The 19964-nt window shown below is 70.0% G+C and carries 15 protein-coding genes and 1 tRNA gene; 3 read left to right on the top strand and 13 right to left on the bottom strand.

Going from position 1 to position 19964, the window contains the following annotated elements; genetic code table 11:
• Positions 1-81: 81 nt before the first annotated feature.
• From mmsB to chvE, 3 genes are all read right to left on the bottom strand, one after another.
• The gene (gene mmsB / locus AC0I8G_RS06735) at positions 82-1311 is read right to left on the bottom strand and encodes a multiple monosaccharide ABC transporter permease (RefSeq protein WP_380156587.1); all 1230 of its coding nucleotides are present in this window, start codon (positions 1309-1311) and stop codon (positions 82-84) included.
• Positions 1308-2906 (bottom strand): multiple monosaccharide ABC transporter ATP-binding protein, encoded by a 1599-nt coding sequence (gene mmsA, locus AC0I8G_RS06740; RefSeq protein WP_380256364.1) that lies wholly within the window; start codon positions 2904-2906, stop codon positions 1308-1310. The genes mmsB and mmsA overlap by 4 nt, the downstream gene beginning before the upstream one ends.
• A 108-nt stretch (positions 2907-3014) precedes the next feature.
• Complete coding sequence (gene chvE, locus AC0I8G_RS06745) at positions 3015-4166, bottom strand: multiple monosaccharide ABC transporter substrate-binding protein (RefSeq protein ID WP_471729252.1); 1152 nt, start codon at positions 4164-4166, stop codon at positions 3015-3017.
• A 370-nt stretch (positions 4167-4536) separates the two neighbouring features.
• Here chvE and AC0I8G_RS06750 point away from each other — a divergent pair, with 370 nt between their 5' ends.
• Complete coding sequence (locus AC0I8G_RS06750) at positions 4537-5574, top strand: LacI family DNA-binding transcriptional regulator (protein WP_471729253.1); 1038 nt, start codon at positions 4537-4539, stop codon at positions 5572-5574.
• Positions 5575-5655: 81 nt separating this feature from the next.
• Here the strand turns inward: AC0I8G_RS06750 and rpsA are convergent, their stop codons facing one another.
• Positions 5656-7179, bottom strand: a complete 1524-nt coding sequence (gene rpsA, locus AC0I8G_RS06755; RefSeq protein ID WP_328295964.1) for a 30S ribosomal protein S1 — start codon at positions 7177-7179, stop codon at positions 5656-5658.
• A 180-nt stretch (positions 7180-7359) separates the two neighbouring features.
• Here rpsA and AC0I8G_RS06760 point away from each other — a divergent pair, with 180 nt between their 5' ends.
• A complete protein-coding gene (locus tag AC0I8G_RS06760) occupies positions 7360-8178 on the top strand; it encodes a class I SAM-dependent methyltransferase (RefSeq protein WP_471729254.1) in 819 nt (272 codons plus the stop codon).
• A gap of 200 nt (positions 8179-8378) precedes the next feature.
• On the opposite strand, the gene polA is transcribed toward AC0I8G_RS06760, so the two are convergent.
• The 9 genes from polA to AC0I8G_RS06805 all read right to left on the bottom strand — a co-directional run bounded on the left by polA (position 8379) and on the right by AC0I8G_RS06805 (position 19704).
• The gene (gene polA / locus AC0I8G_RS06765) at positions 8379-11180 is read right to left on the bottom strand and encodes a DNA polymerase I (RefSeq protein WP_471729255.1); all 2802 of its coding nucleotides are present in this window, start codon (positions 11178-11180) and stop codon (positions 8379-8381) included.
• Between the two features lie 49 nt (positions 11181-11229).
• Positions 11230-12894: a diguanylate cyclase domain-containing protein gene (locus tag AC0I8G_RS06770; protein ID WP_471729256.1), complete on the bottom strand. Its 1665-nt coding sequence runs from the start codon at positions 12892-12894 to the stop codon at positions 11230-11232.
• A gap of 37 nt (positions 12895-12931) precedes the next feature.
• Positions 12932-13531 carry a GNAT family N-acetyltransferase gene (locus AC0I8G_RS06775; protein WP_380256350.1) on the bottom strand — a complete coding sequence of 200 codons (600 nt, stop codon included), beginning with the start codon at positions 13529-13531 and terminating at the stop codon, positions 12932-12934.
• A gap of 274 nt (positions 13532-13805) precedes the next feature.
• A complete protein-coding gene (locus AC0I8G_RS06780) occupies positions 13806-14558 on the bottom strand; it encodes an ABC transporter ATP-binding protein (protein ID WP_471729257.1) in 753 nt (250 codons plus the stop codon).
• Positions 14555-15382 (bottom strand): ABC transporter ATP-binding protein, encoded by an 828-nt coding sequence (locus AC0I8G_RS06785; protein ID WP_380256348.1) that lies wholly within the window; start codon positions 15380-15382, stop codon positions 14555-14557. Before AC0I8G_RS06785 ends, AC0I8G_RS06780 begins: the two co-directional genes overlap by 4 nt.
• On the bottom strand, positions 15375-16523 hold the full coding sequence (locus AC0I8G_RS06790) for a branched-chain amino acid ABC transporter permease (RefSeq protein ID WP_471729258.1): 1149 nt from the start codon (positions 16521-16523) through the stop codon (positions 15375-15377). The genes AC0I8G_RS06785 and AC0I8G_RS06790 overlap by 8 nt, the downstream gene beginning before the upstream one ends.
• The gene (locus AC0I8G_RS06795) at positions 16520-17509 is read right to left on the bottom strand and encodes a branched-chain amino acid ABC transporter permease (protein WP_380256344.1); all 990 of its coding nucleotides are present in this window, start codon (positions 17507-17509) and stop codon (positions 16520-16522) included. The genes AC0I8G_RS06790 and AC0I8G_RS06795 overlap by 4 nt, the downstream gene beginning before the upstream one ends.
• A gap of 84 nt (positions 17510-17593) precedes the next feature.
• On the bottom strand, positions 17594-18775 hold the full coding sequence (locus AC0I8G_RS06800; protein WP_471729259.1) for a branched-chain amino acid ABC transporter substrate-binding protein: 1182 nt from the start codon (positions 18773-18775) through the stop codon (positions 17594-17596).
• Between the two features lie 302 nt (positions 18776-19077).
• The gene (locus AC0I8G_RS06805; RefSeq protein WP_328295954.1) at positions 19078-19704 is read right to left on the bottom strand and encodes an ANTAR domain-containing response regulator; all 627 of its coding nucleotides are present in this window, start codon (positions 19702-19704) and stop codon (positions 19078-19080) included.
• A gap of 110 nt (positions 19705-19814) precedes the next feature.
• Here AC0I8G_RS06805 and AC0I8G_RS06810 point away from each other — a divergent pair.
• A tRNA-Leu gene (locus tag AC0I8G_RS06810) sits at positions 19815-19888 on the top strand.
• Positions 19889-19964 lie beyond the last annotated feature (76 nt).

Consider the following 19964-nt stretch of genomic DNA (forward strand, 5'->3'; position numbering starts at 1 on the left):
CCCGCCCCGCCCCCCCCCGAGAACGACGAAGGGCCCGACCGGATCGCTCCGGTCGGGCCCTTCGTCGTGGGTGGTGGTGGGTCAGCGCACCCCACCGCGACGCTTGTTGTAGACGTCGAACGCGACGGCCAGCAGCAGCACGAGGCCCTTGATGACCGACTGCAGGGACTGGTCGATGCCCAGCAGCTGCATGCCGTTGGAGATCACGCCGACGAGCAGACCACCGATCATGGCGCCCTGGATCTTCCCGATGCCGCCGGTGACGGCCGCGCCACCGATGAAGGCCGCGGCGATCGCGTCGAGCTCGAAGCCGTTGCCGGCGCCCGGCTGGGCGCCGTTGGACCGCGAGGAGAAGATGATCCCGGCGACCGCGGCCAGGAAGCCCATGTTGACGAAGATCCAGAAGTTCACCCGACGGACGTTCACGCCGGACAGCTGCGCCGCGGCGAGGTTCCCGCCGATGGCGTACACCTGACGACCGAACACCGTGCTCTTCATGATCACGGAGTAGGCCAGGATCAGGACGGCCAGGATGATGAGGACGATCGGCAGACCACGGCTGTGCGCGAGCTTCCACGCGATGGCCATGACGACGAGCGCGACCAGGACGATGCGCAGCACGAACAGCGGGAGCGCCTCGACGACCTGCTGGTAGCGGACCTTGGCCAACCGGGTGCGGAACTGACCCACGGCGAACGCGACGACCGCGACGACCCCGATGAAGAGGGTGAACGCGTCGTAGCCGTACCCGCCGAACAGGCCGTTGATGAACCCGGTCGCGACCTTGCCGTACTGCTCGGGGAACGGCGAGAGCGAGACGTTGTCCAGCACGAACAGCGTGAAACCGCGGAACAGCAGCATCCCGGCCAGCGTGACGATGAAGGCGGGGATGCCGACGAAGGCGACCCAGAAACCCTGCCAGGCACCGATGACGATGCCCACCCCGAGGGCGGCGAGGATGCCGACCCACCACGCGTGACCGTCGCCGATCACCAGTTTCGCCGAGACCGCCCCCGTGAGGGCGACGACGGACCCGACCGAGAGGTCGATGTGGCCGGCGACGATGACGATGACCATCCCGATGGCCAGCACCAGGACGTAGGAGTACTGCAGGATGATGTTGGTGATGTTGCCCGGGCTGAGCGACAGGTGGTTGTCGGTGATCAGCCAGAACAGCGCCACGACCACGACGAACGCGATGTAGATGCCGCTCTCGCGCAGGTTCGCCGTGATGGCGACGAGGGGGTTGGCCGAACCGGTCTTCGGCGCCGGCGGCGGCGTCGCCTTCTTGACCGTGCTGGTGCCGCTCATGCGGTGTGCTCCTGAGGGGTGGGGGTGGTGGTGAGCGAGCGGTCCTTCGTCATGAGGACCATCAGGCTCTCCTGCGATGCTTCGGCGATCGGCACCTCACCGGTGATCCGGCCGGCCGAGAGGGTGTAGATGCGGTCGCAGATGCCCAGCAGTTCGGGCAGTTCGGACGAGATCACGATGACGGCCTTGCCGGCGGCCACCAACCGGTTGATGATCGTGTAGATCTCGTACTTCGCGCCGACGTCGATGCCGCGCGTGGGTTCGTCGAGGATCAGCACGTCCGGGTCGGAGTAGATCCACTTCGACAGGACGACCTTCTGCTGGTTCCCACCGGAGAGCTTCCCGGTCAGGGCCGTCACCGTCGGAGCCTTGATGTTCATGCTCCGCTTGCTGTCCTCGGCGACCTTGATCTCCTCGTTGGCGTTGACGAAACCGCCGGTGGCGAGTTTGTCGAGAGCCGCTGCGGAGACGTTGCGCTTGATGTCGTCGATGAGGTTGAGGCCGTACTTCTTGCGGTCCTCGGTGGCGTAGGCCAGCCCGTGCTTGATCGCCTCGCCGACGTTGCGGGTCTGGAAGGGCTTGCCGCGGTGGAACAACTGCCCACCGAGGTAGCGGCCGTAGCTGCGGCCGAAGACGCTCATCGCGAGTTCGGTGCGCCCGGCCCCCATCAGCCCGGCGATCCCCACGACCTCGCCGGCCCGCACGTTCAGGCTCGCGTGGTCGACGACCAACCGGTCCTGCACGGGGTGCCCGACGGTCCAGTCCTCGATGCGGAGGACCTCCTCGCCCGGGTTCGACTCGCGCTCGGGGTAACGGCTGTCGAGGTCACGGCCGACCATCCCGCGGATGATGCGGTCCTCGGTGACGGCGTCGGCGCGCATGTCGAGGGTCTCGATGGTGCGACCGTCGCGGATGATCGTCACCGAGTCCGAGATGGCCTCGATCTCGTTCAGCTTGTGCGAGATCATGATGCAGGTCATCCCCTCCTCCCGCAGCTGGCGCAGCAGGTCGAGGAGGTGGGCGGAGTCGTTGTCGTTGAGCGCCGCGGTCGGCTCGTCGAGGATCAGCAGGCGGACGTCCTTGCTGATGGCCTTGGCGATCTCGACCAGCTGCTGCTTGCCGACCCCGAGCTGCCCGATCGGCGTCGTCGGGTTCTCGTCGAGACCGACGCGGGCCAGCAGCTTCGACGCCTCACCGTTCGTGCGGTTCCAGTCGATGAGACCGCTGCGACCCTTGATCTCGTTGCCGAGGAACAGGTTCTCGGCGACCGACAGGTAGGGCACCAGCGCGAGTTCCTGGTGGATGATCGCGATGCCGGTCTTCTCGCTGTCGGCGATCCCCGAGAACTGCGAGAGGTTGCCGTCGAAGTGGATCTCGCCCTCGTAGGTCCCGTAGGGGTAGACCCCGGAGAGGACCTTCATCAGCGTCGACTTCCCGGCGCCGTTCTCGCCGCAGATGGCGTGCACCTCACCGCGACGGACCGACAGCGAGACGTCGGACAGCGCCTTGACCCCGGGGAAGGTCTTGGTGATGGAACGCATCTCCAGGATGGTGGGCTGCGTCGCTGAAGTCGACGCCTGGGTTGTGTCGGTCATCGGTGAACCGTCGTCCCTCGTTCTGGATGGGGGGTTTTCGTGCTGCGACACCACGGATCCCGCCCCGGCCGCGGAGACCGGGCCGGGGCGGGAGGTTCACGTGGTGGGTCAGCTGGCCTTGCCGGCGTCGACCTCGGCCTGGGTGTAGTACTCGGTGTCGACCAGGGCGGTCTTCACGTTGTCCTTGGTGACGACCTGGGACTCGAGCAGGAAGGCCGGGACGACCTTGACGCCGTTGTCGTACGTCTTGGTGTCGTTGGCCGTGGGCTCCTTGCCGGCGAGGATGTCGCCGGCGGCGGTGACGGCCTCGTCGGCGAGCTTGCGGGTGTCCTTGAAGATGGTCGAGTACTGCACACCGTCGTTGATGAGCTTGACGGAGGCGATCTCGGCGTCCTGACCGGTGATGGTCGGCATCTTCTTGTCGCCGGTGCCGTAGCCCGCGTTCTGCAGCGCGGTGATGATGCCGCGGGAGATGCCGTCGTAGGGCGAGAGGACGCCGTCGACCTTGCTGCCGTCGTTGTAGGCGGAGGTCAGGAGGTTCTCCATGCGCTGCTGCGCGACCTCCTGCTGCCAACGGAGGATGGCGGCCTGGTCGATCTTCGACTGCTTGGACTTGACGACGATCTGACCCTTGTCGATGAAGGGCTGCAGGGTGTCGATCGCACCGTCCCAGAAAAACTGCGCGTTGTTGTCGTCCAGGGAACCGGCGAAGAGTTCCACGTTGAACGGGCCGGTGGCGGTGCCGGGGGTTCCGTCGGCGTTCAGCAGGCCGAGACCGGTCAGCAGCGAGGTGCCCTGCTGCACACCGACCTTGTAGTTGTCGAACGACACGTAGAAGTCGACGTCGGCCGAACCGCGGATGAGGCGGTCGTAGGAGATGACCTTGATGCCCGCGGCCTTGGCGGCGGTGAGCTGGCTGGTCAGCGCGGTGCCGTCGATCGCGGCGATGATGAGGACCTTGTCACCCTTGGTGATCATCTGGTCGATCTGCTGCGCCTGCGTCGGGATGTCGTCGTTGGCGAACTGCTTGTCGACCTTGTAGCCGGCCTTCTTCAGGCCCGCCTCGACGTTGTTGCCGTCGGCGATCCAGCGCTCGGAGGTCTGGGTCGGCATCGAGACACCGACGGTGACGTCGGAGGGCTTGGCGGAGGAACTGCCGTCACCGCTGGCGGTGTCGGTACCCGCACCGCCACCGCCACAGGCGGCGAGGGTGAAGGCGATACCTGCGCCGAAGACGGCAAGGGCACTGCGGCGTTTCATCACGGCGGAACTCCTCTGTACCTCGTGAATGCCGCGCGAACGAGCTCGCGCGGCACTGAGTGTGCGCCGGACGGCGCTGGGGGATGGATGTTCGCTGCGGGGCTCGAGCTTCCTCGTCCCAGCGCCCGACAGCAGGTCGATCTGACGATCTGGTGTGACTGGTGACTTCATTGTTAACGTTGCCAAACGCCCTCGTCAAGCTGTTCACCCAGACGCCGAGAAGGTGCACGTGGTAGTGCGGGCGTGGGTTACCCTGACGCCGCGAGGTCGACGCCGACAGGAGCACTCCCCCGCACCCCCGTCGTCCCTCAGCCCTTCTCCCGTCCCTCAGCGATGAGGGACTGGACCTGCTCACCAGTCAGGAAGTGGCATGTCCGCCGATTCCGAGGCCCGGGGCGCCGCTGCCCCCGAGGCCGAGTCGCGCGTTCCGGTCCTCGCCGACGTCGCCGCGCTGGCCGGCGTCTCCCAGCAGACCGTCTCACGCGTGGTGCGCGGCAGTCCCTCCGTCGCGCGTCGCACCCGCGAACGCGTCGAGCTCGCCATCGCCGAGCTCGGCTACCGGCCCAACATCGCCGCCCGCACCCTCGTCACCCGACGCTCCCACCGCATCGGCGTGGTCGCGGCCGACACCTCGCTCTACGGCAGCGTCACCACGCTGTCGGGGATCCAGGAGGCGGCCCGTGCGGCCGGGTACTCCGTCTCGCTCGTGATGCTGCCCGACCTCACGCCGGACGGTGTGCGGACGGCGCTGGAGGAACTCCGCTCGCAGTACGTCGACGGCGCCATCGCCGTCGTCCCTGAGGACGCCTCGCAGGAGGCCGTCCGCGCGGTGGACGCCGCGTTCCCCTGCGTGCTGGCCCCGGGCCTCGACGGGGCCGGGATCGCCGACGCCTACTGGGCCGAGGTCACCGCGGCCCGGGAGGCGACCCACCACCTGCTCGACCTCGGGCACACCACGGTCCACCACGTCGCCGGGCCCCGGGACTGGGCGGAGTCGCGGGCACGCTCCACGGGCTGGCGGACCGCGCTGGTCGAGCGGGTGCGGGTCGTAGCCCGTCCCGTCCGCGGCGACTGGTCCGCGCAGTCGGGGTACCTGGCGCTGGGCGGACTGCCGTTGGAGGAGGTCAGCGCCCTCTTCGTCGCCAACGACCACATGGCCGTGGGGGTCCTGCGGGCGCTGGCCGACGTGGGCCGCTCCGTCCCCGACGACGTGAGCGTCGTCGGCTTCGACGACATCCCCGAAGCGCGGTTCCTGTTCCCCCCGCTGACGACGGTCAGCCAGGACTTCGCGGAGATCGGCCGTCGCTGCGTGCGGGTGCTGCTCGGCCGCCTGGGCGAGCGCGTCGTCGAGACCGGTCCGGTCTCCCCCGCTCTCGTCGTCCGTTCCAGCACGGCCGTTCCCCGCTGACCGGACACCCCGGCACGACAAAGGCCCCGACCGGGGATCCGGTCGGGGCCTTCGTCAATCGATCAGCGTGTCAGCGGACGATCAGTTCCCGCCGGTGAGCTTCTCGCGCAGGGCCGCCAGGGCCTCGTCGGACGCCAGCGTGCCGGCGGCCTCCGGAGCCTCGGAGGTGTAGGACGACGGAGCGGAGGACGAAGAGCTGCTGCTGCTCGAGGAGCTGGAGCTGCTGGTCGTCGACGCCGCGGTGACGCCCTCGGCTTCGGCCTTCGCCTCGGCCTCGGCCTGCTCGGCCACGGACTTCTTGTGGGCCTCCCAGCGCTCGTGGGCGAGGGCGTACTGCCCTTCCCACTCCTCGCGCTGGGTCTCGAAGCCCTCGAGCCAGTCGTTGGTCTCGGGGTCGAAGCCCTCGGGGTACTTGTAGTTCCCCTGCTCGTCGTAGTCCGCCGCCATGCCGTAGAGCGAGGGGTCGAACTCCTCGCCCGCGGCCGCGAGGGCCTCGGTGGCCTGCTTCAGCGACAGCGAGATCCGGCGACGCTCGAGGTCGATGTCGATGACCTTGACGAAGATGTCGCTGTTGACCTGGACGACCTGCTCCGGCACCTCGACGTGGCGCTCGGCCAGCTCGGAGATGTGGACCAGGCCCTCGATGCCGTCGTCGACGCGCACGAACGCACCGAACGGGACGAGCTTGGTGACCTTGCCCGGCACGACCTGACCGATCGCGTGGGTCCGGGCGAACTGCTGCCACGGGTCTTCCTGCGTCGCCTTGAGCGACAGGGACACGCGCTCGCGGTCCATGTCCACGTCGAGGACCTCGACGGTGACTTCCTGACCGACCTCGACGACCTCGGAGGGGTGGTCGATGTGCTTCCAGGACAGCTCGGAGACGTGGACGAGACCGTCGACGCCGCCCAGGTCCACGAACGCACCGAAGTTGACGATCGAGGAGACGACGCCGGAGCGGACCTGACCCTTCTGCAGGGTCGTGAGGAAGTTCTGGCGAACCTCCGACTGGGTCTGCTCGAGCCAGGCACGGCGGGACAGGACCACGTTGTTGCGGTTCTTGTCCAGCTCGATGATCTTGGCTTCGATCGTCTTGCCGACGTAGGGCTGCAGGTCGCGGACACGACGCATCTCGACCAGCGACGCGGGCAGGAAGCCGCGCAGACCGATGTCGAGGATGAGGCCGCCCTTGACGACCTCGATGACGACGCCCTCGACGACCTCGTCGGCTTCCTTCTTGGCCTCGATGGTGCCCCAGGCACGCTCGTACTGAGCGCGCTTCTTGGACAGGATCAGACGGCCTTCCTTGTCCTCCTTCTGGAGGACAAGGGCCTCGACCTCGTCGCCGACACCGACGACCTCGTTGGGGTCGACGTCGTGCTTGATCGAGAGCTCGCGCGAGGGGATGACGCCCTCGGTCTTGTAACCGATGTCGAGGAGGACCTCGTCACGGTCGACCTTCACGATGGTGCCGGAGACGATGTCACCGTCGTTGAAGTACTTGATGGTCGCGTCGACCGCGGCAAGGAAGTCCTCAGCCGATCCGATGTCGTTGATCGCGATCTGAGGAGTGGTGCCCGCCGGCGCGGTCGTGGTGGTCGTCATGGAGGTAGGGGCTCCGTCATGGACAGTCGTAGGGTCGCGGGCCCGGGTCGTCCCGGCCGCCACCTGCGCCACCCGGGGAACCGTAGGTGGAACCTGGGGACGCAAGCCGTACGAGCCTACCTGTGCGCGGCGGAGGGGGCAAAGCCGCCCCGGCACCGGGGTGACTGCGACGATCTCCCGGTGAGCACCGAGGAACTCCCCGACCAGCCCTCCGTGGGACGCCGCAGCGTCGGCGCGAGCGAGACCGTGGCCGCCCAGCGCCGCTGGTGGGACGCCGAGGCCGACGGGTACCGCCGCGAGCACGGCGCCTTCCTCGGCGACGACCGGGAGGGCTCGGACCTGGTCTGGGGACCGGAGGGCCTGCGCGAGGCCGACGCGGGCCTGCTCGGCGACCTCACCGGGAGGACCGTCCTGGAGTTCGGCGCCGGGGCCGCGCAGTGCGCCCGCTGGGTCGCCGCCCGCGGCGGACGGGTCGTGGCCAGCGACCTCTCCCTCGGGATGCTGCGCGAGGGCTCCGACGCCGCGCACGCCGCAGGGGTGCCGCTGGTGCAGTGCGACGCCCGGGTGCTGCCCTTCGCCGACGACAGCTTCGACGTCGTCTTCACCTCCTACGGGGCACTCCCCTTCGTCGCCGACGCGGACGCCGTGCTCGCGGAGTCCGCCCGCGTGCTGCGCCCGGGCGGCCGGTTCGCGGCGAGCGTCCCGCACCCGCTGCGGTGGGCCCTGCCCGACGTCCCCGGCCCCGAGGGCCTCACCGCCACCCACTCCTACTTCGACCGCCGGGCCTACGTGGAGGCCGACGAGCACGGCGTCGTGACCTACGCCGAGCACCACCGCACCGTCGGAGACTGGGTGCGACTCCTCGTCAGCGCCGGGTTCGTGGCGCGCGACCTGGTCGAACCCGAGTGGGCGGCCGGCGACGCCGTGTGGGGCGGGTGGAGCCGGCTGCGCGGAGAACTGCTGCCGGGGACGCTCGTCCTGGTCGCTGACCTGCCGTGACCCGCGCGTCCACGCCCGGGCCGTCGCACCCATCGGTGTCACCACGTGGGGTGAGGTGTGGGTGGGACGGAGTAGGGGTCAGGGCGACCTGTCCGGCACACCCGCACCTCACCCCACGGCGCGGCAGCGTCGGGACGGACCGGTGGCAAGTCGCCCGGTCGCTGCGGGGGTGAGCACCGCAGCGACCCGCCCGATCGAGGTCAGTGCCCCGCTTCGTGCCAGCTGCGCCCGACGCCGACCGACACGTCCAACGGCACGGCCAGGTCCGCCGCCCCCGCCATCGTCGAGCGCACCAGGGCCTCCAGGGCCTCGCGCTCGCCCTCGGCGACCTCGAGGACGAGTTCGTCGTGGACCTGCAGCAGCAGCCGCGAACGCAGCCCGGACTCGCGCAGACCCCGGTCCAGGTCGAGCATCGCGACCTTGATGATGTCGGCGGCCGAACCCTGGATGGGCGCGTTGAGGGCCATCCGCTCGGCCATCTCGCGACGCTGGCGGTTGTCGCTGGCGAGGTCGGGGAGGTAGCGGCGGCGACCCATGATCGTCTCGGTCCACCCGGTCCGGCGGGCCTCCTCGACGACACCGAACAGGTAGTCGCGCACCCCTCCGAAGCGTTCGAAGTACTCGTCCATGAGGCCCTTGGCCTCCTCGGTGGAGATCTTCAGCTGGTTGGAGAGCCCGAAGGCGCTGAGGCCGTAGGCGAGTCCGTAGGACATCGCCTTGATCTTCGCGCGCATCTCCGACGTCACGTCGGCGGGCTCGACGTGGAAGACGCGACTGCCGACGAAGCGGTGCAGGTCCTCACCGGAGGTGAAGGCGGCGATCAGCCCCTCGTCCCCGGAGAGGTGGGCCATGATCCGCATCTCGATCTGGGAGTAGTCGGCCGTGAGCAGGCACTCGAACTCCCCCCCACCAGCTGCGTAGGACCCGACGACGAACGCCTCCCGGATCCGGCGGCCCTCCTCGGTGCGGATCGGGATGTTCTGCAGGTTGGGGTCCGTGGAGGACAGCCGACCGGTCGCGGCGATCATCTGCTGGTACGTCGTGTGGATGCGGCCGTCGTCGGCCACGGACTTCTGCAGGCCCTCGACGGTCTGGCGCAGCCGGGACGCGTCGCGGTGCTCGAGCAGGTGGGCCAGGAACGGGTGCTCGGTCTTGACGAAGAGCGCGGCCAGCGCGTCGGCGTCCGTCGTGTACCCGGTCTTGGTGCGCTTGGTCTTCGGCATCTCCAGCTGCTCGAAGAGCACGGTCTGCAGCTGCTTGGGCGAGCCGAGGTTGATCTCGGTGCCGATGACCTCGTAGGCGAGGGTCTGCGCCTGCGCGACGCGCTCGGCGAAGTGCGCCTCGAGGTCGGTCAGCAGCTGCCCGTCGACGGCGACGCCGACCCGTTCCTGGCGGGCGAGCACCCCGACGAGCGGCAGTTCGACCTCGCGCAGCAGCCGGGTGCCGCCGCGCTCCTCGAGCTCGGTCGCGAGGACCCCGGCCAGCTCGGAGATCGCGAGCGCCCGGACCATGCCCTCCTCGGCGCGGGCCTGCTCGTCACCGCCGACGGGGCCGTCGTCACCGTCGAGGGTGAGCTGCTCGTCGACGGGTTCGGCGGGCGAACCGGGCGCGGAGCCCTCGGCGCGCAGCTCGCGCTTGAGGTGGCGCACGGACAGGTCGGCGAGGTCGTAGCTGCGCTGGTCGGGCCGGCACAGGTAGGCGGCGAGGGCGGTGTCGAAGACGACCCCGGCCAGCTCCCAGCCGCGGGCGAGCAGGGCGTGGCTGGGGCCCTTGACGTCGTGGGCGACCTTGGGTCGTGCGGGATCGGCGAGCCAGGCGGCGAGGGCCTGCTCGTCGCCCGGTTCGAGGGTGACCGGGTCGATCCAGGCGGCGACGCCGTCCGCGCCGGCGAGGGAGAGGCCGGTGACCTCGCCCGTACCGCGTCCCCACTCCCCCGTGACCTGCAGGCCGGTCCGGCCCTGGGCGTGCTCCAGCAACCAGGGGGCGACCTCGCCGCCGAGCAGGATCGCGCCGTCGACGCCGAACCCCTCCTCGGCCTCCGGTTCGGCCGACTCCAGCGTCGCGAACAGCCGGTCGCGCAGGACGCGGAACTCGAGGCCGTCGAAGACGGTGTGGACCTCCTCACGGTCCCAGGCGCGGCGGATCAGCTCGGGGATGGTCGCGGAGAGCTGGAGGTCGTTGACCAGGGCGTTGAGGCGCCGGTTGCGGATGACGGAGTCGAGGTGCTCGCGCAGGCTCTCCCCCGCCTTGCCCTTGACGAGGTCGGCGTTGGCGATGACGCCGTCGAGGCCGTCGTAGAGGTTGATCCACTTCGCGGCCGTCTTCGCGCCGACGCCCGGCACCCCGGGCAGGTTGTCCGAGGTCTCCCCCACCAGGGCCGCGAGGTCGGGGTAGCGCTGCGGCGGGACGCCGTACTTCGCCTCCACGGCCTCGGGGGTCATCCGGGTGAGCTCGGAGACCCCCTTCACCGGGTAGAGGACGGTGACCTCGTCGCGGACGAGCTGGAAGGCGTCGCGGTCCCCGCTGGAGATGAGGACCTCGAAACCCTGCTCGACGGCCCGTTCGGTGAGGGTCGCGATGACGTCGTCGGCCTCGTAGCCCTCGATCTCCACGATCGGCACCCGCAGGGCGGTGAGGACCTCCTTGACCAGGTCCACCTGCCCGCGGAACTCGTCCGGGCTCTTGGTCCGGGTGCCCTTGTACTCGGCGTAGACCTCGGTGCGGAAGGAGGCGCGCGAGACGTCGAAGGTGACGCAGAAGTGGGTCGGGTCCTCGTCGCGCAGCAGGTTGATGAGCATCGAGGTGAAGCCGTAGACGGCGTTCGTCGGCTGGCCCGTCGTCGTCGCGAAGTTCTGCACCGGCAGGGCGTAGAAGGCGCGGTAGGCCATCGAGTGGCCGTCGATGAGCAGCAGCCGGGGACGGGTGGGCGCCGCCTTCTTCGCGGGCTTCGCGGCGGTCTTCTTCGCGGCGGCGCGAGTGGGCGTGGAGGCAGCGGGTGTCACGTCGGTCAGGGTAGCCAGCCCCTCCGACACCGGCCTCACCAGCGAGGGGTCAACGGCCGGGGTCGCTCCAGTCCGCCCGGCGCCCGGCGCGCTTCGCCACGTACATGGCGGCGTCGGCGCGGGCGACCAGCGTGCCGGCGGTGTCGCCGGGGACGGCCCGCGCCGAACCCGCGCTGGACCCGATGGGCAGCCGGTGCAGGTCCCCGGCCAGCTGCGGGGTGCGGGGCAGGTCCTCGCGCAACGTCTCGCAGGCGCGCCGGGCGAGGTCCTCGACCTCCTGCTGGTCCTCGCTGCGGTGCAGCACGACGAGGAACTCGTCGCCGCCGAGGCGGGAGACCTCGGCGCCTCCGGGGTGGCCGGCGACGACCTCGCGCAGGACCTCGCTGACCCGGATCAGCAGCGCGTCGCCGACGGCGTGCCCGAGACGGTCGTTGACGGACTTGAAGCCGTCGAGGTCGAAGAAGATCACCGCGGGGGCGTGCTCGCCCCCCGTCGGGGCGGTGGCGAGCGCGTCGTCGAGGGCGCTCAGCACCGCGGAGCGGTTGAGGCAGCCGGTGAGGCCGTCGGTGGTCGCACGGTGGGCGAGGCGCCGCTGGGCGCGCACGGCCTCGGTGACGTCCTGGACGACGAGCACGACGCCGGGTTCACCGTCGTCGTCGCCCAGGGGGACGACGTCGATCGAGCAGTGCTGGGCGCCGGACCAGTCGTCGCCGCCGACGGTGACCTGCACGCGGGCGTCGTCACCCCCGGTGAGGCAGGCCTGCACGGCGGCCAGGGTGCGGGTGGCGCAGTCCTCGCCGCAGTCGGCGAGGCGGGCGGCCAGCGAGGCGTCCTCGGCCAGGCCCGCGGGCGAGCCCAGCAGCGCGCCGAAGCGGGCGTTGACCTGGACGACGCGGCCCTGCAGGTCCATCCGGAGCAGGCCGACGGGCAGCGCTTCGACGGTGCGGCGGAAGAGCCGTTCCCGGCGACGCAGCTCCTCCACGGCGGCCATCTCGGTGCTGATGTCGGTGAGTTCGGCGACCACGGACACGGTGCCGTCGTCGGTGGGCACGATCTGCTGCACGACCTCGAGCCAGAGCCAGCTGCCGTCGACGCGGCGGTGGCGCAGCCGCGACCGGTAGCCGACTCCGGTGCTCAGCATCTGCATCCACCCGTCGAGGGCGACGGCGACGTCGTCGGGGTGCAGGAACTCCGTGGAGCGGTGTCCGAGCATCGCCGCGGCGGGGTGTCCCAGGAGGCGTTCGGCCCGGTCGCCGACCTCGGTGATGAGGGCGTGGGAGTCCTTGCGCAGGGTGGCGGTGCGCGGACGCACCTCCTCGATGACGCGGGTGATCTCCTGGGCGCCGCTGCCGGTCCCCACCCCGGTGACCCCGAGCGGGGTCAGCGAGGCCAGGTAGCACCCGTGCTCCGCCCGGGCGTCGGCGAAGGCGAGGGCGTACTGCTCGGGGTTGCCCGGCAGCCGGACCACCCCGGACGCGACGCCGTCGTCCTGCACGGACTCCCACATCTCGACCACGCGCATCAGGTCCAGGGAGTCCACGAGGTGGGCCAGCGTCGTGCGGTGGTCGGGCGGGGTGAGCGCGATCCCCGCGGGCAGTTCCAGGCTCGCGGGGACCGTGACGAGCACGCCTTCGTCGTCGATGGCGCAGACGCGGGACCGCTCGTTGGCCCGCATGGCGGCGACGATGGCGGCAGCTGCTTCCGACGTGCTCACCTTCGGGGTGTCGGCACCCCGGAGGTGGTCTTGAGCCTCAGGAGGCGGTCGGGACGCCCGTGCCGGGAGTCGTCGGGGCCGCCGAGCGGGCCAGCCGGGCCCGCAACGAGCGGCGCCGGGCCACGACGTCGGTCGTGTGCACGAGGGCGGCGGGTCCCTCGGAGAGACGACGGCGCAGGACGTGGACGGGGACCGCGCGGCGCACCACGGCGGGCGCGAACCCGAGGCGGGCCATGTAGCGGGTGTAGTCGCGGTCACCCGGCAGGACGGTGCAGGCGATCTGCTCGGCGCCCTCGGCCTGGGCCAGGTGCAGCGCACGACGCAGCAGCGCCCGGCCGACCCCGCGACGCCGCAGCGCCGGGACGACGTGGAGGTGTTCGATGCTGGGGCCCGCGGTGCTGCCCAGCGGCAGCAGCGGCGAGGTCGTCAGGAGGGCGTAGCCGGCGGGCTCGGCGCCCAGGAACGCGATGAGCACCTGGACCTCGCCGGCCTCCATCGCCCGCTCGAGCCGGGCCCGGACGCTGCCCACCGAGGCGCGCAACTGGCCCTGGTCGAAGCGGGCGCTCGAGTAGAGCTCCATGAGGGCGTCGAGATCGCCCGTGCCGGCGTCTCGGACCTCTACGGCAGGTCGTGCCACGTGATCCCCTTCCACGAGGTGCGTCGACGCACCCGACGAAGCAGACCGGGCCCCCGCTCCGGTGGCCGCCCCGCTTGCTCGTGGCGACTGCGCCGGACACTAGGGCACGAGAGTGCCGGGGCGGAAGGTACCCCCACGATCTGGGGGTCACCTTCGACGTTGCGTGCTCGGTTGTGCTGTCAACGTGACGATCCACCGCGCCCGCGATCAGGCGCACGCAGACCCCGGGAGCGGGGCTCCCGGGGTCTGCGGCGTCGTGACGGACGGGGAGGACCTAGACATCGCCCCCGAGGTAGGCAGCGCGGATGGAGTCGTCGGCGGCCAGTTCGGCCCCCGTGCCCGTCCGCACGACGGTTCCCGTCTCCAGGACGTAGGCCACGTCGGAGATCCGCAGCGCCTGGGCGGCGTTCTGCTCGACGAGCAGGACGGTGGTGCCCTGCTGGTTGATCTCCACGATGATCGAGAAGATCTGCTGGATGAGCTTGGGCGCGAGGCCCATGGACGGCTCGTCCAGGAGCAGCACGCGGGGTCGACTCATGAGGGCGCGTCCGATGGCGAGCATCTGCTGCTCCCCGCCCGACATCGTCCCGGCGAACTGGGTGCGGCGTTCCTTCAACCGCGGGAACAACGTGTAGACGCGGTCGAGGTCGCTCCGGTAGGCCGCGGAGCGCCGGTCCTTGCGGGTGTAGGCGCCCATGTCGAGGTTCTCCTCGACCGTCATCCCGACGAACGTCCCACGACCCTCCGGGGCCTGGCAGAGCCCCCTCGTGACGAGCTTGTGCGAGGGCACCTTGGTGATGTCCTCGCCCTCGAACACGATCCTGCCGGTGCGCACGGTCCGCAGACCCGACACCGTCTTGAGCGTGGTCGTCTTGCCGGCCCCGTTGGCGCCGATGAGCGTTGCGATCCCGCCCTGGGGGACGCTGAAGGAGACGTTGCGGATGGCCTCGATGCGCCCGTAGTTGACGCTGAGGTCGTCGACGACGAGCTGGGTCTCACCGAGGGTCTTCTGCGTCGGCGTGCTCACTGGTCGTCCTCCTCGGACTCGACGCCGAGGTAGGCGGCGATGACGGCGGGGTCGTTGCGGATGTCCGCGGGGAGCCCGTCGGCGATCTTCTTCCCGAACTCCAGGACGACGATCCGGTCGGTGACGCCCATGACCAGGCGCATGTCGTGCTCGATGAGCAGGACCGTGTTGCCCATGTCGCGGACCCGGCGGATCAGGTCCATCAACCGCTGCTTCTCGACCGGGTTGAAACCTGCGGCGGGTTCGTCCAGGCAGAGCAGCTTCGGCCGGGTGGCCAGGGCGCGGGCGATCTCCAGGCGGCGCTGCTCGCCGTAGGAGAGGTTGCGCGCCAGGTCGTCCGCCCGGTGGGAGAGGTCCATCATCTCGAGCAGTTCGTCGGCCAGCCGGTGTCCCTCACGGGTCTCGCGCCGGTGCCGGGGCAGCCGGAAGAGGGAGTTGATCACCCCCGAGCGGTGGTGGGAATCGGCCCCGACGAGGACGTTCTCCCGCGCGGTCATGTTCCCGAACAGGCGGATGTTCTGGAACGTGCGGGCGATCCCGAGACGGTTGATCTGGAACCGCTTGCGCTTGCCCAGCGGCTGCCCGTCGAAGACGACCCGGCCCGATGTCGGCTGGTAGACGCCGGTGAGGGCGTTGAAGCACGTCGTCTTGCCGGCGCCGTTGGGGCCGATCAGGCCGAGGATCTCCCCCTCGCGGATCTCGAAGGAGACCTCGTTGAGGGCGACGACCCCGCCGAACTTGAGGGTGACGTTCTCCATGGTCAGCAGCGCACGGCCGGCCTGGGCCGGTGCGGTGTTCCCGGTGTCCTTCGTGAGCTCAGGCACGAGCGCCCTCCTCGGTCCCTTCGAGTTCCTTGGTGGCGGCGTCGGCGCGTTGGGCACGCTTCGCCCGCCGCGGTGGCAGCAGACCCTGCGGGCGGAAGTTCGCCAGCAGCAGCAGGAGCAGGCCGAAGACGACGATGCGGAAGTCGGCGAACTCGCGGAAGCGTTCCGGCAGGTAGGCCACGACGACACCGCCGACGATGGCGCCCCAGCGGTTGCCCTGGCCCCCGATGACGACGGCGGCGAGGAACATCATCGACAGCTGGATCATGAACGAGTCGGGGTTGATCGACCCGATGCGCGAGGCGTACAGCGCGCCCGACAACCCCCCGACGAACGCCCCCATGGCGAACGCGAGCAGCTTGAAGCGGAACGTCGGGACCCCGTTGAGCTCGGCGGCCTCCTCGTCCTCGCGGGTGGCCTCCCACGCGCGGCCGACGCGGCTGGCCTGCAGCAGCTTGTCGGCGATGAGGACGACGATGATGACGATCAGGGCCAGCCAGTAGTACGGCACCGCGTCGAGCAGTCCGAACTTCAGGAAGATCGACTTCGCGCCGTCGCCGAGGTCCACCTGGGCCGTGGCCCCGTCCCAGACCAGGCTGGGCAGTCCGAAGAACTCGCTGGAGGGCGGACGCGGGATGCCGGTGATGCCGCGGGCCTGGTTCAGCCACGAGGAGTTCAGGGCGGTGAGACGGATGATCTCGCCGAACCCGAGGGTCACGATCGCCAGGTAGTCACCGCGCACCCGCAGGGTCGGGGCCCCGAGGAGCAGACCGCTCGCGGTGGAGATGGTGACGGCCATGATGACCAGGACGAACCAGTTGATGTGGCCGTGCAGCGACCCGCCGACCCCGACGGTGTAGGCGCCGATGGCGTAGAAACCCACGTACCCGAGGTCGAGCAGACCCGCGTAGCCGAGCACGATGTTCAGGCCGAGGGCGACGAGGGCGTAGTTCGCGACGGTGGCCAGCACGGACCCGAACTCGGCGTCCGGGGTGGACACGATCGGCAGGTTCATCAGCGGCAGGACGAAGAAGAAGACCGCGATGAGCACCCAGACCAGGATCTGGGCGGGTTTGGGCAGGGCCGACCAGCGGTCGACCAGGGTCGGCTTCACGGGTTTCGCCGTGGCGGAGGTGCTCATGCGCGGGCCTTCCCGAGGGACTCACCGAGGATGCCGGTGGGCCGGAACAGCAGGACGACGATCAGCAGCAGGAACGACACGACGTCCTTCCACGACGACGCCAACCCGAACAACGTGGCGTAGTTCTCGGCCAGGCCGAGGACGAGACCGCCGACGAGGGCGCCGCGGATGTTGCCGATGCCGCCCAGGACGGCGGCGGTGAACGCCTTGATGCCGAGGATGAACCCGACGTTGTAGCGGGTGACCCCGATGTGCAGCAGGTACAGCAGCGCCGCTGCACCGGCCATCAGGCCACCGATGAAGAACGTCAGCTGGACGACGCGCTTCTGGTTGACCCCCATCAGCGCCGCGGCCTCGGGGTTCTGCGACACGGCGCGGACACCCCGGCCGAGGCGGGAGCGGCTGACGAACTGGTCGAGCGCGACCATCATGAGGATCGCCGCGATGAGGACGATCAGCTGGTTGCTGCGGATCTCGAAACCGCCGACCGCCAGCACCTGCACGTTGGGCAGCGGGTTGGGGAAGGAGGTGTTCTCCCGGGCCTGGCGCACGTAGTCGCCGAGGACGCCGTCGAGACCGACCCAGCCGGCGATGCGGTCCCGCAGACCCATGATCTCGGACAGCATGAACGAGGCCCCGATGGCGGAGATGAGCGCGACCAGCGGCGGCGCGTGCTTCTCACGCAGACGGCGGTAGGCGATCCGTTCGACGACGAGGGCGACCCCACCGCTGACGAGCATGGCCACGACCAGCGCGACGATCAGCAGCCCGATCGCGGCCACCCAGTTCATGCCGGAGTGCGCACCGAGCAGCGTCATGGCCCAGACGGCACCGAAGCTGCCCCACATGAAGACTTCGGAGTGCGCGAAGTTGATGAGGCGCAGGACGCCGTAGACGAGGGTGTAGCCGAGGGCGAACAGGGCGTAGATCGCGCCGATCACCAGACCTGTGAATGTCAGGTCGAGAAACGTGGACAGGGGAACCACCCGGGGTGAGGGGAACGAGCGGGGGGACGGTGAGGACGTGCGACGGCCCCACCCGCACAGCGGCGGGTGGGGCCGTCGACGACGTCAGGAAGCCTTGATCTCCTGGTCGGCCACGATCTGGCCGCCCTCGACCTTGTAGGCCCAGACGCTGATCTCGCTGGGCTCACCCTTGGCGTCGAACTTCAGCTGCTTGGTGACACCGGCCTCGTCGTAGCTGGCCACGTAGGACAGCAGGTCGGCGCGGGTGACCTTCCCGGCCGCGATGCCCTTGAGCAGGATCGTCGCGGCGTCGTAGCCCTCGGCCGAGTAGGTGGCCGGCGCTGAACCGTTCTCCTTGGTGTAGTCGGCGACGAAGGTGCCGCCGGCCTTGTCCGGGGGCAGGCACGGGCAGGTGAGGTAGGCACCTTCGGCCGCGGACTCGCCCGCCGCGGTGATGAGCCCCTGGTCCTTCGCGCCGTCGTCGGAGACGAAGGCGACCTGGTCCGAGGTCAGCCCCGCGTCGCGCATCTGCTTGAGCAGCAGCCCGGCCTCGGCGTAGTAGCCGCCGAAGAAGACGGCGTCGGCGCCGGAGGCGCGGATGTCGGCGACGACGGCCGAGAAGTCCGTCTGGCCCTTCTGGATGGTGTTGTCCTTGACGTCGGCCGCACCCAGACCCTTGCGGGTGAGGTCGGCCAGACCCTTGCCGTACTCGGAGGAGTCGTCGACGACGTACACCTTCTGCTTGCCCAGGGTGCCGGTGATGTAGGACGCGGCGGCCGGGCCCTGCGAGGCGTCGTTGCCCAGGACGCGGAAGAAGGTCTTCCAGCCGTTCTCGGCCAGCGCGGGGTTGGTGGCCGAGGGGGTGATCGCGACGAGGTTGACGTCGGGGTCGGCGAAGATCGGGTCGGCGACCTTGGACTCGCCGGAGAACGCCGGACCGACGAGGCCGATGAGGTTCTTGTCGCCGGCGGCCTTCTGGGCCAGACCCTGGGCCTGGTTCTGGTCACCCTGGGAGTCGAAGGGGGTGAGCTTGACCTGGCACGCGCCGGACTCGGCGTTGTGCTCCTTGAGGGCCAGCTTCACGCCGTTCTGGATGTTGACACCCAGGTTCGCGTCGGGGCCGGTGAGGGCGCCGAAGAAGCCGATGCTGAGGTCGGAGGGGCAGCTGCTGCTGCCTCCGCTCGACTCGCCGCCGGTCGCGGTGTCGTCGCCGCCGGTGGTGCCGCACGCAGCGAGCAAGAGGGCGGCGGCCGCGGCCGGAGCCGCGAGTTTGACGATGGAGCGCACTGGCTTGTCCTCCTGGGCCGTGGGCGCGGGAGGCGCACCGACGCACGCACCCGCGGGCACCACCCGTGAGCGGTGGAGCCGGGGTGAACACTAGGGGGCGCACAGCACTTTCGGGGGCATTGCGTGTACGAGTTCACCGGGTCGTTACACACATCGGTCAACACCCGGCCCCGGAACTGCGCAGATGTTCCGTTCCGTGACCGGATCGATGCCGAAACGACGACAACCCCGACCTGCGCGGAGCGCGTGTCGAGGCTGTCGTCGTGGTGCGGTCACCGCAACGGGAACCGCTGGACGGGACGTCAGGCGCGGTCCTCGCCGCCGGCGCTGATGACCGTCGTCGCGACCTCGCGCATCGTGAGGCGCTTGTCCATCGAGGTCTTCTGGATCCAGCGGAAGGCCTCGGGCTCGGACATGCCGAACTGGGTCTGCAGCTTCGACTTGGCCCGGTCGACGAGCTTGCGCGTCTCGAAGCGGTCGGCGAGGTCGGCGACCTCGTCCTCCAGCGCCATGATCTGCTGGTAGCGGCTGACCGCGATCTCGACGGCCGGCAGCAGGTCGGCGGAGGTGAACGGCTTCACGACGTAGGCCATCGCCCCGGCGTCGCGGGCGCGTTCGACGAGCTCGGCCTGCGAGAACGCCGTCAGCAGGACGACGGGGGCGATGCGGGCCTTGGCGATGCGTTCCGCGGCGGAGATGCCGTCGAGGATGGGCATCTTGATGTCCATGACCACGAGGTCCGGCTTGTGCTCCTCGGCCAGCGCGACGGCCTGCTCGCCGTCACCCGCCTGACCGACGACGTCGTACCCGGCTTCGGTGAGCATCTCCACGATGTCGAGCCGGATGATGGCCTCGTCCTCCGCGACGACCACCCGACGAGTGGTCGCGGAGGGGGCGGGGGTGTCGGGAGTGTTCGTCACGGAGGGCATCCTAGTCCGTACCCCGCACCTACTACGACCCGTCGTCGCGTCGGGTGTCCCCGAGGGGTGTCGAAGGCACCGCTCCGGCTTCGGTAAGGTGATCCGGCATCCTCCGGGACGCCCTGGTAGCCCAACCGGCAGAGGCATGCGACTCAAACTCGCACCAGTGTGGGTTCGAATCCCACCCAGGGCACGCGTGAACGGTCGTCGGCCCCGCAGCTGCTCCCCGGACTCCCGTCCGGAGGGGCCGTTGCGGGGCCTTCGTCGTC

It is taken from the genome of Kineococcus sp. AC630, from assembly GCF_979255925.1.